Origin of the sequence: Nocardioides sp. LS1, assembly GCF_003865225.1 — a bacterium.
In the GTDB taxonomy this organism is placed as follows: Bacteria; Actinomycetota; Actinomycetes; order Propionibacteriales; family Nocardioidaceae; genus Nocardioides; species Nocardioides ginsengisegetis.
In genome coordinates, this window is record NZ_BIFF01000002.1 from 195783 (window position 1) to 211558 (window position 15776).

A 15776-nucleotide genomic window follows, 5' to 3' on the forward strand; every position below is an offset into this window, starting at 1 on the left:
TGAGCCGTGAGCCCCACGCTGCCCGCCTCCGCCCGCCTCGCGTGGTGGGGCACGGCCTGGCTCCGCGGGCACGTCGTCACCGACCTGCTCATCGACGCGGTGATCGCGGACGACGCGACGCACGCGGTGTCCGGCCTGGACCCCGCGGGCGGCACCGACACCTTCGTGGTCGCGCTCGGCCGGCTGCGCGCCCTCGGCGCCACCGCCTTCGGGGCGGCCATCCCGGTCGAGGGCGACCCCGTCGGCCTGGGCGGCCCACGTGACTTCAACACGGCCGCGCTCGACGTCGGGGAGGCCGTGGTCGTGTCCGGCGCCGGCGTCGGGCTGGTGCCCGAGCGGGTCGGGGCGGCGATCACGTGGACCGCGATGCCCGCCGAGCGACGCCAGCTGCCGGACGTCGGCGAGGCCGACCGCACGCTGCGCGCGGCCCTGCTCGAGTCGGCGGGCGCCCTGGCCCGGCTCGACGTGGCGCGGTGGCGACCCGAGGTCGCCGACGAGCTGATGAACCTCCGGCACCGCCCCCACCTCGACTCCCCCGCCGGCGTCCCGCCCCGGTGCGTCGACCTCGCCTCGCGGGGTGTGCAGGCGCTCGGGATCGTCGACCTGGCGCTGGAGGACGACGGCGGCGCGGTGTCCGCCCACGAGATCGAGGCGCGGCGGGCCTCGCTGGTGCCGCTGGCACGCGCCGGGCGCCGTGCGCTGGTGGCCGCGTGCTCGCCCGAGGTGTGGCCGCCGTCCTGAGCCGGGCGGTCCGACGCGTTAGCCTCGGCGGGCGATGACTCCGACGTACGGCACCGAGGCCTCCAGGCCCGAGACCCTGCTCATCACGCTGACCGGCAAGGACCGGCCCGGCGTGACCTCCTCCATCCTCTCGACGCTCTCGCAGGCGGGGGTCGAGGTGGTCGACATCGAGCAGATCGTGCTGCGTGGCCGGCTGATCCTCGGCGTCCTCGTGACCGCGCCGCGCGAGTGGCGTCGGTTGCGCAGCGAGGTCGAGGACACCGCCCGGGCCCTCGACATGACGGTCGAGGTCGACCGCGGCGTCGGTGACAACCGGTCGCGCGCCGGTGGTCGGTCGCACGTCACGATCATCGGGTCCCCGCTCAAGGCCTCGGCCATGGCGGCGGTGGCCGGCCGGATCGCCGACAGCGGCGCCAACATCGACCGGATCGAGCGGATGGCGCGCTACCCCGTCACCGCGATCGACCTGCACGTCTCCGGCGCCGACCCCGACCGGCTGCGCGAGGTGCTGGCCGTCGAGGCGGCCCGCCAGGGCCTCGACGTCGCCGTCCAGCCCGCCACCCTGCTCCGCCGCGGGATGCGACTGATCGTCATGGACGTCGACTCCACGCTGATCCAGGGCGAGGTGATCGAGATGCTCGCGGCGCACGCGGGTTGCGAGGCCGAGGTGGCCGCCGTGACCGAGGCCGCCATGCGCGGCGAGATCGACTTCGAGGAGTCGCTCCGCACGCGCGTGGCCCTGCTCGCGGGTGTCGACGCCACCGCCATCGACGCGGTGTACGACGCCATCCTGCTCGCGCCGGGCGCCCGGACGATGGTGCGCACCCTGCGCCGGCTGGGCTACCGGTTCGCGATCGTCTCGGGCGGCTTCAGCCAGATCACCGACCGGCTCGCCGAGGAGCTCGGCATCCACTACGCCCGGGCCAACGAGCTCGAGATCCTCGACGGCCGGCTCACCGGGCGGATCGTCGGACCGGTCGTCGACCGTGCCGGGAAGGCCGCGGCGCTGCGCGAGTTCGCCGCGGAGGTCGGCGTACCTCCCGAGGCGGTGATCGCGATCGGCGACGGCGCCAACGACCTCGACATGCTCGCGGCCGCGGGGCTCGGGATCGCCTACAACGCCAAGCCGGTCGTGCAGGACGCCGCCGACACGGCGGTCAACGTGCCCTACCTCGACGCGATCATGTACCTCCTCGGCATCTCCCGCGAGGAGATCGAGCTCGCCGATGCCGAGGCCGGCATCGTGACCCCGGCACCGCCGGTGTAGCTCAGCCGCGCCCCACGTGGAATCCGACGACCCGGCAGGATGCCGGGTCGAGGTCGCCCCAGTTGCCGTCGAAGGCGAACACCGTGACCGCGCCTGCGGGGAAGCCCGACGTCATCAGGGCCGAGGCCCCCTGGTCGCCGTGGCCGTCGTCGAGCATCGAGGCGAGGTAGGCGATCGTCGGGTTGTGCCCGACGACCACGAGGGTGCGCGCCTCGTCAGGCGTGGAGCGCATCAGGTCCAGTGCCGTCTCCGGCCCGGCGGAGTAGAGCCCGCGGTCGACCTCGGGCTCGATGCCCCACCCGGCCGCGTCGGCCAGACACCGCCAGGTCTGCACCGTCCGGGTGGCTGCCGAGACCCAGGCGTGGTCCGGCTGCACGCCCTGCGCGGCCAGCCATCGGCCCGCGTCGCGGGCGTCGTCGTGGCCCCCGGGGGCGAGCTCCCGCTCGGCATCGGTGGGGCCGACCTGCTCGGCGCTGGCATGACGGACGACGACGACCACGCGGGACTGCTGCTGCACGCGCCAACCTTGTCAGGGGCTAGCCTCCCTGTCATGCCCAGGGGACCTCTCATGATCATCGGCGGCGCGGAGGACAAGCTGCGCCGACCCACGATCCTCAAGCACTTCGTCGCTGCTGCCGGTGGGGAGAACGCCCGGATCGCGGTGATCCCGACCGCCTCCTCCCTCGGACCGGAGGTCGTGGAGGTCTATGACGCGCTCTTCCGCAAGCTCGGCGCGGCCGACGTGGTCGCCGTCCGTCCCGAGACCCGCGAGGACTCCCACGACCCCGATCTCGCCCGCCGCCTCATCGAGGCGACGGGCATCTTCATGACCGGCGGCAACCAGCTCAAGCTCTCCGCGATCATCTCAGGGACCCCCCTGGCGGACGCGCTCGTGGCCGCCAACGGGGCCGGCACGGTCATCGCCGGGACCTCGGCCGGCGCCAGCATCCAGTCCAGCCACATGGTCGCCTTCGGCGGCCCGGGCTCGACCCCGAAGCAGCGGATGACGCAGGTCGCGGCCGGGCTCGGCCTCCTCCAGTCCTCGGTCATCGACCAGCACTTCGACCAGCGCAACCGCTACGGTCGGTTGCTCATGATCGTCAGCCAGTCGCCCCAGCTCCTGGGGATCGGTGTCGACGAGGACACCGCTGCCGTCGTCGAGGTGGAGGACGGCCACGAGATCATGAGCGTCGTCGGCAAGGGCGCCGTCGCGATCTTCGACCCCTCCCGAATCGTCACCAACGCCTACGAGGCCAAGCGCTCCTCGCCCCTGCTGGCCAGCGGGGTGGTGCTGCACGTCCTGCCCCAGGGCTCGCGCTTCGACCTGTCGACCCGCACCCTCCTCCCGCACGTGCCCACCGTCGACCCGGGCGAGGCCGCCGAGATGGCCGAGGCCGGCCGCGACCTGCGCCAGCTGGCCCGCGACATCGCCGCCGACGGCGTCTCCCCCACCAACCTGCGCCGCCGCATCGCGCGCACCACCCGCAAGAGGGCCACCACAGTCACCGACCCGGACGGAGCCTCCGCATGACCGAACGTCCCACGCCCGACCTCGCGATCGTCGAGACCCGGGTCTACCGCGGCGCCAACGTGTGGTCCTACGACAAGGCGATCCACCTCGTGGTCGACCTGGGCTCGCTGGAGAAGTTCCCCACCAACACGATCCCCGGCTTCACCGACAACATCCTCCAGATGCTGCCCGGCCTGCGCGAGCACTCCTGCTCGCGCGGTCGCCGCGGCGGCTTCGTGGAGCGGCTGAACGAGGGCACCTGGCTCGGCCACGTCGCCGAGCACGCCGCCCTCGCCCTGCAGCAGGTCGTCGGCCACGACATCCGCCGCGGCAAGACGCGCGGGGTGAAGGGTCGCCCCGGCCACTACAACGTGATCTTCGGGTACGTCGACGAGCAGGTCGGCCTGGCCGCCGCACGGCTCGCCGTACGCCTGGTCAACCACCTCGTCGAGGCCGACCCGGAGTTCGACTGGGACACCGAGCTCGAGGCCTTCATCCTGCGCGCCGAGCGCACCGCCTTCGGCCCCTCGACCCAGGCGATCCTCGACGAGGCCGTGTCCCGCGACATCCCGTGGATCCGCCTCAACCAGTACTCCCTCGTCCAGCTCGGCCAGGGCGTGCACGCCAAGCGCATCCGCGCCACGATGACCTCCGCCACGTCCGCCATCGCCGTCGACATCGCCTCGGACAAGGACCTCACGACCCGCCTGCTCGGCGCCGCCGGACTGCCCGTGCCCAAGCAGGAGTCGGTGCGCACCGCCGACCAGGCCGTCCGCGTGGCCGAGCGGATCGGCTTCCCCGTCGTCGTGAAGCCGCTCGACGGCAACCACGGCCGGGGCGTCTGCCTCAACCTCCTCGACGAGAAGGACGTGCGCGAGGCGTTCGACATCGCCAAGGAGCAGTCGCGCCGCGGCACCGTCATCGTCGAGTCGTTCGTGACCGGCAAGGACTACCGCTGCCTGATCATCGACGGCCGGGTGGCCGCGATCGCCGAGCGCGTCCCGGCCTCCGTCACCGGCGACGGCACCTCGACCGTCGAGCAGCTCGTCGACACCGCCAACGCCGACCCGCGGCGCGGCGTGGGCCACGAGAAGGTGCTGACCCGGATCAAGGTCGACGCGGCCGCGGAGGACCTCGTCCGCGAGCAGGGCTTCGAGATGGACTCCGTCGTGCCCGAGGGCACCATGGTCAAGCTCGCCCTGACCGGCAACATGTCGACTGGCGGCATCTCCATCGACCGCACCTTCGAGGCGCACCCGGAGAACGTCGAGATCGCCGAGGAGGCCGCCCGCATGGTCGGCCTCGACATCGCCGGCATCGACTTCATCTGCCCCGACATCACCGAGCCGGTCCGCGAGACCGGCGGCGCGATCTGCGAGGTCAACGCGGCCCCGGGCTTCCGGATGCACACGCACCCGACCATCGGCGAGCCGCAGTTCATCGCCAAGCCGGTCGTCGACATGCTCTTCCCGCCGGGCGCCACCTCGCGGATCCCGATCGTGGCCGTGACCGGCACCAACGGCAAGACCACCACGTCCCGGATGATCAGCCACATCTTCAAGGGCATGGGCCGCAAGGTCGGCATGACCTCCACCGACGGCGTCGTGATCGACGAGCGGCTGCTGATCCGCTCCGACGCGTCCGGCCCGCGGTCGGCCCGCATGGTCCTGCAGAACCCGCGCGTCGACTTCGCGGTCTTCGAGGTCGCCCGCGGCGGCATCCTGCGCGAGGGCCTCGGCTACGAGCGCAACGACGTCGCCGTCGTCCTCAACGTGCAGCCCGACCACCTCGGCCTGCGCGGGATCGACACCGTCGAGCAGCTCGCCGACGTCAAGGCCGTCCTCGTCGAGGCGGTGCCGCGCGACGGCCACGCCGTCCTCAACGCCGACGACCCGCTCGTCCGCGAGATGCGCCGGCGCTGCTCGGGCCAGGTCGTGTGGTTCTCCATGGAGGAGCCCGGCTCGGAGGTGCGCGAGATGATCGACGCCCACTGCCGTCGCGGCGGCAAGGCGCTGGTCCTCAACCCGTCCGAGCGCGGCGAGATGATCGTGGTCAAGCACGGCCGCCGCGAGATGCAGCTGGCCTGGACCCACCTGCTCCCCTCGACGTTCAGCGGCCGCGCCCGGATGAACGTCCAGAACGCCCTCGGCGCCGCGGCGGCCGCCTTCGCCATCGGCGCCCCGCTGCACGACATCCGCCAGGGCCTGCGGACGTTCTCGACGAGCTACTACCTCTCGCCCGGCCGCCTCAACGAGGTCGAGGTCAACGGCGTCAACGTGATCGTCGACTACTGCCACAACGCGCCCGGCATGAAGATGCTCGGCGACTTCGTGGACCGCACCGGCGACTCGCTGTCGTCGTCGCACGACCTGGCCCGCCCGTCGCGGATCGGCATCATCTCCACCGCCGGCGACCGGCGCGACGAGGACATGCGCGAGCTCGGGCACATTGCTGCCCAGCACTTCGACGTGGTGATCGTCCGCGAGGACGTCCAGCTGCGCGGGCGCAAGCGCGGCGAGACGGCCGCGTTCGTGCTCGAGGGCGTGCGCGCGGCCATGGCCGAGGGGGCCCGCTGCAAGCAGGTCGAGGAGGTCCTCGAGGAGATCGAGGCCGTCCGGCACGCGATGAGCCGCGCCAACAAGGGCGACCTCGTCGTGGTCTGCGTCGACAAGCACGGCGAGGTCATGGCCGAGCTCGAGCAGTGGTCCAACATCGCCCAGGCCGGCAGCGGCGAGCGCACCGACGCCCCGGCCGGCGACCCCGACTACGTGCCGGCAGCGACGGACTCCTGAGTCAGGCGCTCGCGGCCCGCACCTTGGCCGCGAGCGTCGCGTTGTCGTCGGGCGTGCCGCCGGCACCGGCGATCCACGCGTAGACCTCCTCGCGCTCGGCGTGGCACATGAGGCCGACGACGTCGCCGGGCAACGCCTGGCCGACCAGCGCGGACAGGGCCGCGACCTCGGTGGGGTACGACGCGAAGCTGGTCACCCCCACGCGGGCGGCGCCGGCGCGCATCAGGTCGTCGAGCTCGTCGTAGCTGCGGCCGCGGAGGTACTTCTCCTTGTGGCCGATGGCCAGCACGTCGCTGTCCCGGGCCGCGATCTCGCCGAGCTTCTCGATGAGGTCGTCCTGGCGGTCGCCCACGACCCCGAGCCCGAGCAGCAGGCGGGCGCCGGGGCGACGTACGCCGTTCATGATCTCCAGCAGCGCCTCGAGCCCGGCCTCGTTGTGGGCCAGGTCGATCACGACCGACACCTCGCCGACGGAGAAGAAGTTCATCCGGCCCGGGTTGTGCTCCGCGTCCGGGCGGAAGGTCCGCAGCCCCTCGACGACCACGTCGCGCGGGATGCCGATCGCCAAGGCGGCGGAGGCCGCGGCCAGGGTGTTCTCGACGTTGAAGCGGGACAGCCCGGCCAGCGTCATCGGCACGTCGACGAGCTCGACCAGCGGGTCGGCGTCGCCGTGCGGGGCAAGGACCGCCACCCAGCCGTCGATGACGGTGGTGGCGCGGCCGCCGGCGGAGAGCACCTCGCGGATCGCCGGGGAGTCGGGGTCGCGGGAGAAGACCCAGGGCTGGGCCTTGATGACGCCGCGCATCGCGAAGACGCGCGGGTCGTCGGCGTTGAGGACCGCCCACCCGTCCTTGCGCGTGATCTGCGGGACGACCGACTTCACCTCGGCCAGCTGGTCGATGGTGTCGATGCCCTGGAGGCCGAGGTGGTCGGCGGAGACGTTGGTGACCACCGAGACGTCGTTGCGGGTCAGCCCGATGCCCTTGAGCAGGATGCCGCCGCGCGCGGTCTCGGTGACCGCGAACTCGACCTCCTTGTGCGCCAGCACGCGTCCGGCCCCCGAGGGACCGGAGTAGTCGCCGGCCTCGACGAGCTCGCCGTCGATGTAGACGCCGTCGGTGTTGGACCAGCCGACCAGCTTGCCGTCGGTGCGCGCGATGTGCGCGATCATCCGCGACGTCGTGGTCTTGCCGTTGGTGCCCGTGACGGCGACGACCGGGACACGCGGCGTCAGCGTGTGCGGCCGAGCGCCGGGCTCGCTGGCCCGGACCCGCTCGGCGGCCTCGCTGACCGCGCTCTCGATGTCGGTGCCGGGCACGGCGTCGAGCACCGACGCCACGCCGCGGCCCATCTCCTGGGCCCGCTCACGGTGTCGCCACGGGAAGGCCACGACGATCTGGTGCTGGTCGCTGGTCGTGCGCACCCGGACGGCGAGGCGCTGCGTGCCGGACTCCGCCGCGATCGCGCGCACCAGGCGGGCCACCGCACGGACGGCGAACCGCTGCCGGAAGCCCGACTCCGCCGCGCCCGTGCGGACGTTGCGCAGCCCGATCCGCTTGGCGAACCGCTGCGCCACCTCGTCGGGCGCCGCCGCCAGGGCACTGATGTCCAGCGTCAGCTTGATGGCGGCCCGGGGGAAGTAGAGGTTGGGGCCCTCGAGGACCCGGAGCTCGACGAGAGAAGTCACCGACCAGACGCTATCCGACCGGTGCGGTCAGGCCCCCATCGCGTGGAAGCCGCCGTCGACGTGCACGATCTCGCCCGTCGTCGCCGGGAAGAAGTCCGACAGCAGCGCGCACACGGCCCGTGCCGTCGGCGTCTGGTCGGTGTTGTCCCAGCCGAGCGGCGAGCGCTCGGCCCACATGGAGTCGAGCTCCTCGAAGCCCGGGATCGCCTTCGCCGCGAGCGTCTTGAGCGGCCCGGCCGAGACCAGGTTGCAGCGGATGCCGTGCGGGCCGAGGTCGCGGGCCAGGTAGCGGGAGGTCGACTCGAGGGCGGCCTTGGCGACACCCATCCAGTCGTAGGCCGGCCACGCCACCGTCGCGTCGAAGGTCAGGCCGACGACCGAACCGCCACTGCCCATCAGCGGCTGGCAGGCGGTCGCGAGCGACTTCAGGGAGTACGCCGAGACCTGGACGGCCTGGGCGACGTCGTCCCAGGGACCCTGGAGGAACTTCCCGCCGAGCAGGGTCTCGGGGTTGCCGTAGGCGATGGAGTGCACGACGCCGTCGAGGCCGTCGACGTGCTCGCGCACCAGCTCGGGCAGCCGGTCGAGGTGCTCGGGGTCGGTCACGTCCAGCTCGAGCACCGGCGGCTCGGTCGGCAGCCGCTTGGCGATCCGCTTGGTGATGCCGAGCGCCCGGCCGAAGTTGGAGATGAGCACGGTCGCGCCCTGCTCCTGCGCCACCTTCGCCGTGGCGAACCCGATGGAGGAGTCCATCGTGACGCCGGCGACCAGGATCCGCTTGCCGTCGAGAATGCCCATGTCAGTTCCCTCTGTCGTGTTCGTTGGTGGTCAGTGGCCCATGCCGAGGCCGCCGTCGACGGGGATCACGGCCCCCGTGACGTACGCCGCGCCGTCGCTGGCCAGCCAGGTGACCGCGGAGGCGATCTCGGCGGTCGACCCGTAGCGGCCGAGCGGCACCTGGGTCTTGATGGCGGACTTCTGGTCGTCGGTGAGGACCGCCGTCATGTCGGTCTCGATGAAGCCCGGGGCCACCACGTTGGTGGTGATCGAGCGGGAGCCGAGCTCACGGGCCAGCGAGCGGGCCATGCCGACCAGCCCGGCCTTGGAGGCGGCGTAGTTGACCTGCCCGGCCGAGCCGAGGAGGCCGACGACCGAGGAGATGAAGATGATCCGGCCGCGGCGGAGCCGCAGCATGCCCTTGGCGGCCCGCTTGGCCAGTCGGAAGGAGCCGGTCAGGTTGGTGTCGATGACCGAGGACCAGTCGTCCTCGGACATCCGCAGGATGAGGGTGTCGGCAGTGATGCCGGCGTTGGCGACGAGCACCTCGACCGGGCCGTGCGCGGCCTCGATCTCGGCGAAGGCGGCCTCGACGGCGGCCGCATCGGTGATGTCGCAGCGGACGTCGAGGGCGCCCTCGGGAGCCCCGCCGTTGCGCGTGGTGACCGCGACCTGGTCGCCGTTGGCGATGAACGCCTCGGCGATGGCGCGACCGATTCCGCGGTTGCCGCCGGTCACGAGGACCGAGCGCGGCGCGACCGGCTGGACGGTGTCGGTGTTGTCCGGGGTGCTCTGGCTCACGTCGAGGACGCTAGCGACTACCCAGGAGTAGACCTAAAACCCTCACGGGCTGAGACGGTCTGGTCAGTCGTCCTCGAGGCGGAAGCCGACCTTGAGGCCGACCTGGAAGTGCTCGACGGCGCCGTCCTTGACCTGGCCACGGACCTGGGTCATCTCGAACCAGTCGACGTGGCGCAGCGTCTTGCTGGCGCGCTCGATGGCGTTGCGGATCGCCTGGTCGATCCCGTCGGGCGACGTGCCGACGATCTCGCTGACGCGGTAGGTGCGGTTGCTCATGAGTGCCTCCTGGTGGGCGGGCCCGGTGGGGAACGGACTGTGAGCGTACCGACGTAGGATGGCGGCATGGCCCGGACCCACAGCCACAGCCGCAGGGCGCGCGAGGCGGAGCCGGTCCGCATCACGACGGCAGCCACCAACCGCGCCGACAACATCGCCGCGCGCCAGAAGCGCTACCTGCTGTCCATGGGCATCCGGACGGTCTGCTTCGTCGGCGCCGTCGTCGCGGCCCTGGCGCACGTGGAGTGGCTCTGGCCGATCCTGATCGCCGGTGCGCTGATCCTGCCCTACGTCGCCGTGGTGATGGCCAACAATTCCGGTTCCGGATCCGACGGGTTCGAGCTGCTGGACGCCGATTACGGTCGCGCGCAGCTGCCTCCGGGCACGGATTCCGGGCGCCACTCCGGCGACGGCGGTATTTGACTTCCTCGACGCAAGTGACAGAATCCTCGGCGCGAGCTGGGTCTCCCCCGTCTCAGTTCGCGGTGGTGCCGGACGGCTTCCCCCGTGGCTGTCCGGCACTGCCCATTTCCCGACCTTTCCGTGGGAGGACGGCATGACCGAGACCCCCACCTGCTCCGGCAAGGGCTGCCAGTCCGAGGCCGTCTGGGCGCTGTTGTGGAACAACCCGAAGCTGCACACCCCCGACCGCCGCAAGGTCTGGGTCGCGTGCGCGGAGCACCGGGCCGGCCTGGCCGACTTCCTGACCGCGCGGGGATTCCTGCGCGACGTCGTGCCCGTCGCCGAGGCGCCGGTCGACCAGGGCCCCGAGGGCGGCCGCTAGCGGCCGTCAGCCACCGATCGCGGACATCGGGCGGTCGGGCTGGAGGAACGTCGGGTCGTCGATGCCGTGCCCGGGCAGCTTGCCCGCCATCGCCACGACCCAGCGGTCGGCCAGCTCCTCGTCGCTCACACCCGAGCGCATGGCCAGGCGCAGGTCGGACTCCTGCCGGGCGAACAGGCAGTTGCGGACCTGGCCGTCGGCGGTCAGCCGGACCCGGTCGCAGTCACCGCAGAAGGGCCGCGTGACCGAGGCGATGACCCCGACCGTGCCGGGCCCGCCGTCGACCATGAACAGCTCGGCGGGCGCACTCCCCCGCGGCTCGCTGGCCGGGGTGAGCACGAAGGCGGACCCGAGTCGCTCGAAGATCTCGTCGGCGGTGACCATGGCCTCGCGGCTCCAGCCGTGCTGGGCGTCGAGCGGCATCTGCTCGATGAAGCGGAGCTCGTAGCCGCGGTCCAGGCACCAGCGGAGCAGCTCGGGAGCCTCGGTGTCGTTGACGCCGCGCAGGAGCACGGCGTTGATCTTGATCGGCCCGAGGCCGGCGGCCTGCGCCGCCTCGAGGCCCGCGACCACGTCGTCGAACCGGTCGCGGCGGGTGATCTCGAGGAACGTCTCGGGACGGATCGTGTCGAGGCTGACGTTGATCCGGTCCAGGCCCGCGTCGGCCAGGGCCTGGGCGGTGCGCGAGAGCCCGAGCGCGTTGGTGGTCAGCGACGTCTCGACGCCCAGCTCGTGGGTGCGGCGGACGATGTCGACCAGCCCACGGCGTACGAGGGGCTCGCCGCCGGTGAAGCGCACCTCGCGCACCCCGAGACGCTCCACCGCGATGCGCACGAGGCGGACGACCTCGTCGTCGGAGAGCACGGTCTCGTCGGGCAGCCAGTCGAGTCCCTCGGCCGGCATGCAGTAGGAGCAGCGCAGGTTGCAACGGTCGGTCAGCGACACGCGCAGATCCGTCGCCACACGGCCGTAGCGGTCCTCGAGCGCACGTGTCATCACACCAGCGAGTCTACGGGCGCACCCGCACCGGTGCGGCGCCCACCGCCCGGATAGCCTCGCTGGGTGCGATCGTTCCTGTTCCTGGTCAGCCGACGGTGGCTGTTGTTCGCGGTCGCCGTCGTCCTGATCGCCTGGGCGTGCTGGTGGCTCGGCGAGTGGCAGTTCCACCGCCTCGAGGACCGCAAGGCCAGCAACGCGATCGTCGAGCGCAACGAGTCCCTGCCGCCCGCCCCCGTGGCTTCGGTCCTGCGCCCCGGCTCGGGCGTGTCGGACCGCGACGAGTGGCGCCTGGTCACTGCCACCGGGACCTACGACACCGACCACACCGTCGTGCTCCGCTACGCCACGCGAGACGGCCAGTCCGGCGTCGACGTGGTGGTCCCCCTCGTCACGGCCTCGGGCACCGCCCTGCTGGTGGACCGCGGCTGGACCCCGTCGGACAACCGCGGCGGCGACACCTCGACGCTGCCCGCCCCGCCGTCAGGGCAGGTGACCGTGACCGGCTGGGTGCGGGTGGACGCGACGGGCGACAGCGCGGCCGTCACCGACCTGTCGACCCGGGCGATCTCGAGCGTCGAGATCGGCAAGGCCATCGACACCCCCGTCTACGGCGGCTTCGTCGACCTGAAGTCCGAGGACCCGCCTGCCGCCGACACCCTCGAGCCCACCGAGCTCCCCGAGCTCGACAACGGCCCGCACTTCTTCTACGGCCTGCAGTGGTGGTTCTTCGGCATCCTCGCCGTCTTCGGCTTCTTCTACCTCCTCTACGACGAGCGCCGGGCCCTGCTCCGCGGCGAGACGTCCGCGGCCGCCGAGGCGATGGCCGAGCGGAAGCAGAAGAAGGCGGCGAAGCAGGCCCAGAAGCAGAGGGTGCGGGCCGCCTACCAGCGGGCGTACGCCGCCGAGCGGGAGGCCAAGGCCGGGGAGGACTGACGCCCCGACCGGTCAGTGCGCGTCGCGGTAGTCGTCCAGGATCGCCTCGACGACCCGCCGCGCCTCGCGCTCCTCGGGCTCGTCCCCGTCCTCGACGGCGTTGGCGAGGTTGCTCAACGTCTTCCAGAGGGCCCATCCGCGACCCCGTGACCAGGTGGGCTCGTCGACGTCGAGGCGTTCGCGCAACAGCCGCCTGCCCTGGCGGGTCAGGAGGGTCCACGCGATGGCGAGGTCGCAGGAGGGATCCCCGACCCCACAGGTGCCGAAGTCGATCACCGCGGTGAGCCTGCCCCCGTCGAGCAGGAGGTTCCCGGGTGCCATGTCCCCGTGGAACCAGACGTCCACCCCGTCCCACCGGGCCGCCAGGGCGTCGTTCCAGGCGGCCGTGGCTAGGTCGGCGTCGAGGTGGCCGTCGAGCTTCGCGAGCGAGCCCCGGGCGTACGGGTCGAACGTCCGCAGGGTCCCGCCGCGGAACCAGTTGTGGACGCCGGGCTGTGGGCCACCCGTGGCGTCGATGCGCTGGAGGGCCTCGAGAAAGCCGACCACGTCCTCGGCGAGGCCGGACGGGTCGATGGTCGCGGCCCGGTCGGCGGCTTCGCCGGGGAGCCATCCGTAGACCGACCACGGGAAGGGATACCCGGCACCGGGCTCCCCCAGACCGAGCGGCGCGGGAATCGGGACGGGCAGCCGCTCCGCCAGCTCGGGGAGCCAGCGGTGCTCCTTCTCGACCGCCAGCGCGTACTCCGCAGCGCTGGGCAGTCGGACGAGCAGGTCGTCACCGAGGTGGAACGTGCGGTTGTCCCATCCGGGCTTGCTGACCGGTGCGACGGGCCGCGCCGACCACTGCGGGAACTGCTCCGCGACGAGCCGGCGGAGGGTCTCGACGTCGACGGTCAGCCGCTGTGGCGGTGCTCCGATGTCCGGCACCTCGTCGGTCGACTCATGACTGTTCGGGCTCACGGCCGAGCACAGTACCGACCGGCCTCCGGCCGTGCCTTCCATTAACTCGACACGTCGTCCGAACGAGGGAGGCCCACTATCGTCGTGTCATGACCCGTGTCGTCTGCCTCGCCATCGCGATCGCAGCCGGTGTCTGCGCCGCACTCCTCCTGGCCTCCGCGCCCACCGTGCACGTCGACGGGGACACAGCAAGGTGCCCGGGGATCATCGCCACGAGCGAAGGCGGCAACGGCATCCACTCAGACGTCGGACCGGGTGACAGGCGTGCCTGCGAGGACCGGCAGCGCGAGTGGTCGGTACTCGCGGGCCTGGCCGCGTTCGTGTCCCTGGGGGCGGGTTCGGTGGCTCAGCTGAGCCGACGGGACCAAGGCGCCCCTGCCGTGAGGTCACACTCGATGGAGCATCCGGCGTAGGTGACGGTCATCGATCCGACGGCCGTCACTGGCCCCCGCCGGCGGCCCACTGGTTGGGCGTCATCCGGTCGACCGGGTTCGGCTGCTTCCCGTCCTGGTATCGCCTGGCCTTCGCGTTGCTCCGTCGCAGTCGGGCAGTGGCCTTCTGCGCCGCCGCCAAGGCTGCCTCCTTCGACGCCCTGGGTGGGCGTCGGCGCTTGAAGATCGACACGACCAGAAGGTATCGAAGGGACTGACGTCAACAAACGCCTCGCAGTTGGGACCCTGCAAGGAATCTTGACTCGCTACAGCCTGTTGTGTTCGCACACATGTTCGATTAGAATCAGGCATGGCTCAGATCCCGGTGACCGACCTCGACGCAGGCGACACGCTCGCCCTGCTCGGGGACGCGGCCGCGCGGCGACGTCGCGCCGAGGTCGAGGACCTGCTGCTGGTGCTGCACTGGTGCGACCTGCATGCCTCCGATCCCCGCGACGACCCGCGACCGGACCCCTCGGTCCCGCTGCCGCCGGGCTCGGACCGTTTGGTGGATCTCGGTGGTGAGGGCACGCCGCGGGTCCGGGAGCTGTCGCTGTGCGAGCTCGGCGTCGCCCGCGGCGTCCACACCCTCTCCGCCCGCGCGGTCGCCGCCGACGCCCTGGACCTGCGGCACCGGCTGCCCCAGACCTGGACGGCCACCCGCGCCGGCCGCGCCGAGCCCTGGCTGGCCCGCAAGGTCGCGGTCATGACCCGCGACCTGCCCCTGGCCCTCGTCGACGTGGTCGACCAGGCGGTCGCCCGCGCCATCGGCTCCCAGTCCCCCGCGCGGGTGATCTCCCTGGTCGAGGCCAAGATCATCGAGGCCGACCCCGACGCGCACGCCACGCGCCTCGAGGAAGCCCGCCACCGCCGCTTCGTGTCGCTGTCGCGGACCGACGCGGTCGGCCTGCGGCACGTCATCGCCCGCATCAGCGCGGGGGACGCCGCCTACGTCGACGCCGTCGTGGCCCGCGTCGCCGACATCCTCGCCACCCGCCCCGAGCACGCCGACTCGCCGCGCGACCTGCTGCGCTCCCTGGCCTTCGGCTGGCTCGCCCGCCCCGCCGAGCTCCTCCAGCTCCTCCTCGAACACGCCGACCCCGCCCCCGACACGGCTGAGGAAGCCGACTCGGTCCCGCGGGCGTTCTCGTTCCCCAACGACCTCCTCGACGCCCTACGGTCCGCGAAGCCCGACCGGTTCCGGCCCGACTCCGTGCTCTACGTCCACCTCCACGAAGCCGCCCTCACCGGCGCCGCCAGTGGTGTCGCGCGGGTCGAGGGGATCGGCCCGGTCGCCCTGGCCCAGCTGACCGAGCTGCTGGCCCACACCAACCTGGTGATCAGGCCAGTCATCGACCTCAAAGACCTCATCTCGAGCTGCGCCTACGAGCACCCCGAGGCGATCAAGGAACGCATCCACCTCCGACAGCCCGTCGACTGCTTCCCCCACGCCACGCGCGTCTCGAGGAAGGTCGACCTCGACCATCCGGTGCCCTACCGGCCCACCGGACCACCCGGCCAGACCACCAGCCACACCGGCCGACCACTCTCCCGGACCGCACACCGCGCCAAGACCCACCTCGGCTACCGGGTCGCCATCACCCCAACCGGCGAGACCCTGTGGCGCACCCCGCACGGACTGCACCGCCTCGTCGACGCCGCCGGCACCCACGACATCACCGAGTCTGACGCCCAGGCCTGGCTCAGCCCCGACTCCCTCGACCGCGCCCTGGTCCGCCTCCAGCACCAGTTCGACACCGGCCAGATCACCCTGACTGCGGATCGCGTCACGAACAGATGAACGCGAGGACTGTGCCC

16 protein-coding genes are annotated in these 15776 nt (G+C 72.2%); 8 read left to right on the forward strand and 8 right to left on the reverse strand.

Features of this window, described 5'->3' with window-relative positions; all coding sequences use genetic code 11:
* Positions 1-6: 6 nt before the first annotated feature.
* Together EJF31_RS05680 and serB are read left to right on the forward strand one after the other, a co-directional pair.
* The gene (locus EJF31_RS05680; RefSeq protein ID WP_125036150.1) at positions 7-741 is read left to right on the forward strand and encodes a hypothetical protein; all 735 of its coding nucleotides are present in this window, start codon (positions 7-9) and stop codon (positions 739-741) included.
* 34 nt (positions 742-775) lie between these two features.
* The gene (serB, locus tag EJF31_RS05685) at positions 776-2008 is read left to right on the forward strand and encodes a phosphoserine phosphatase SerB (protein WP_125036151.1); all 1233 of its coding nucleotides are present in this window, start codon (positions 776-778) and stop codon (positions 2006-2008) included.
* 1 nt (position 2009) lies between these two features.
* On the opposite strand, the gene EJF31_RS05690 is transcribed toward serB, so the two are convergent.
* Complete coding sequence (locus EJF31_RS05690) at positions 2010-2525, reverse strand: histidine phosphatase family protein (protein WP_125036152.1); 516 nt, start codon at positions 2523-2525, stop codon at positions 2010-2012.
* Positions 2526-2558: 33 nt separating this feature from the next.
* Between EJF31_RS05690 and EJF31_RS05695 the strand changes: the two genes are divergently transcribed.
* Both EJF31_RS05695 and cphA read left to right on the forward strand, forming a co-directional pair.
* Positions 2559-3539: a cyanophycinase gene (locus tag EJF31_RS05695; protein WP_125036153.1), complete on the forward strand. Its 981-nt coding sequence runs from the start codon at positions 2559-2561 to the stop codon at positions 3537-3539.
* The gene (gene cphA, locus EJF31_RS05700) at positions 3536-6310 is read left to right on the forward strand and encodes a cyanophycin synthetase (RefSeq protein WP_125036154.1); all 2775 of its coding nucleotides are present in this window, start codon (positions 3536-3538) and stop codon (positions 6308-6310) included. The genes EJF31_RS05695 and cphA overlap by 4 nt, the downstream gene beginning before the upstream one ends.
* A gap of 1 nt (position 6311) precedes the next feature.
* Here cphA and EJF31_RS05705 read toward each other — a convergent pair whose 3' ends face one another.
* From EJF31_RS05705 to EJF31_RS05720, 4 genes are all read right to left on the reverse strand, one after another.
* Positions 6312-7997 carry a Mur ligase family protein gene (locus EJF31_RS05705; RefSeq protein ID WP_125036155.1) on the reverse strand — a complete coding sequence of 562 codons (1686 nt, stop codon included), beginning with the start codon at positions 7995-7997 and terminating at the stop codon, positions 6312-6314.
* 27 nt (positions 7998-8024) lie between these two features.
* Positions 8025-8795 (reverse strand): enoyl-ACP reductase FabI, encoded by a 771-nt coding sequence (fabI, locus tag EJF31_RS05710; protein ID WP_125036156.1) that lies wholly within the window; start codon positions 8793-8795, stop codon positions 8025-8027.
* A gap of 30 nt (positions 8796-8825) precedes the next feature.
* Positions 8826-9575 carry a 3-oxoacyl-ACP reductase FabG gene (gene fabG, locus EJF31_RS05715; protein WP_185736153.1) on the reverse strand — a complete coding sequence of 250 codons (750 nt, stop codon included), beginning with the start codon at positions 9573-9575 and terminating at the stop codon, positions 8826-8828.
* A 63-nt stretch (positions 9576-9638) separates the two neighbouring features.
* Positions 9639-9851 (reverse strand): dodecin, encoded by a 213-nt coding sequence (locus EJF31_RS05720; RefSeq protein WP_125036157.1) that lies wholly within the window; start codon positions 9849-9851, stop codon positions 9639-9641.
* Between the two features lie 66 nt (positions 9852-9917).
* On the opposite strand from EJF31_RS05720, the gene EJF31_RS05725 reads away from it, so the two are divergent.
* Together EJF31_RS05725 and EJF31_RS05730 are read left to right on the forward strand one after the other, a co-directional pair.
* Complete coding sequence (locus tag EJF31_RS05725) at positions 9918-10274, forward strand: DUF3099 domain-containing protein (RefSeq protein ID WP_125036158.1); 357 nt, start codon at positions 9918-9920, stop codon at positions 10272-10274.
* A gap of 133 nt (positions 10275-10407) precedes the next feature.
* Entirely contained in the window at positions 10408-10635 is a 228-nt protein-coding gene (locus EJF31_RS05730) for a hypothetical protein (RefSeq protein ID WP_125036159.1), read from the forward strand.
* A gap of 6 nt (positions 10636-10641) precedes the next feature.
* Here the strand turns inward: EJF31_RS05730 and moaA are convergent, their stop codons facing one another.
* Positions 10642-11631, reverse strand: a complete 990-nt coding sequence (gene moaA, locus EJF31_RS05735) for a GTP 3',8-cyclase MoaA (RefSeq protein ID WP_125037645.1) — start codon at positions 11629-11631, stop codon at positions 10642-10644.
* A gap of 66 nt (positions 11632-11697) precedes the next feature.
* On the opposite strand from moaA, the gene EJF31_RS05740 reads away from it, so the two are divergent.
* Entirely contained in the window at positions 11698-12567 is an 870-nt protein-coding gene (locus EJF31_RS05740; RefSeq protein ID WP_125036160.1) for an SURF1 family protein, read from the forward strand.
* Between the two features lie 12 nt (positions 12568-12579).
* On the opposite strand, the gene EJF31_RS05745 is transcribed toward EJF31_RS05740, so the two are convergent.
* A complete protein-coding gene (locus EJF31_RS05745; RefSeq protein WP_260430653.1) occupies positions 12580-13527 on the reverse strand; it encodes an aminoglycoside phosphotransferase family protein in 948 nt (315 codons plus the stop codon).
* Between the two features lie 438 nt (positions 13528-13965).
* Positions 13966-14151, reverse strand: a complete 186-nt coding sequence (locus EJF31_RS05750) for a hypothetical protein (protein WP_125036162.1) — start codon at positions 14149-14151, stop codon at positions 13966-13968.
* Between the two features lie 117 nt (positions 14152-14268).
* On the opposite strand from EJF31_RS05750, the gene EJF31_RS05755 reads away from it, so the two are divergent.
* Complete coding sequence (locus EJF31_RS05755) at positions 14269-15759, forward strand: DUF222 domain-containing protein (protein WP_125036163.1); 1491 nt, start codon at positions 14269-14271, stop codon at positions 15757-15759.
* The last annotated feature ends 17 nt before the right edge of the window (positions 15760-15776 follow it).

Coding starts and splice junctions, on each gene's coding strand:
- serB (WP_125036151.1), top strand. CDS start 776: ATGACTCCGACGTACGGCACCGAGGCCTCCAGGCCCGAGACCCTGCTC.
- EJF31_RS05695 (WP_125036153.1), top strand. CDS start 2,559: ATGCCCAGGGGACCTCTCATGATCATCGGCGGCGCGGAGGACAAGCTG.
- cphA (WP_125036154.1), top strand. CDS start 3,536: ATGACCGAACGTCCCACGCCCGACCTCGCGATCGTCGAGACCCGGGTC.
- fabI (WP_125036156.1), bottom strand. CDS start 8,795: ATGGGCATTCTCGACGGCAAGCGGATCCTGGTCGCCGGCGTCACGATG.
- EJF31_RS05720 (WP_125036157.1), bottom strand. CDS start 9,851: ATGAGCAACCGCACCTACCGCGTCAGCGAGATCGTCGGCACGTCGCCC.
- EJF31_RS05725 (WP_125036158.1), top strand. CDS start 9,918: ATGGCCCGGACCCACAGCCACAGCCGCAGGGCGCGCGAGGCGGAGCCG.
- EJF31_RS05730 (WP_125036159.1), top strand. CDS start 10,408: ATGACCGAGACCCCCACCTGCTCCGGCAAGGGCTGCCAGTCCGAGGCC.
- moaA (WP_125037645.1), bottom strand. CDS start 11,631: ATGACACGTGCGCTCGAGGACCGCTACGGCCGTGTGGCGACGGATCTG.
- EJF31_RS05755 (WP_125036163.1), top strand. CDS start 14,269: ATGGCTCAGATCCCGGTGACCGACCTCGACGCAGGCGACACGCTCGCC.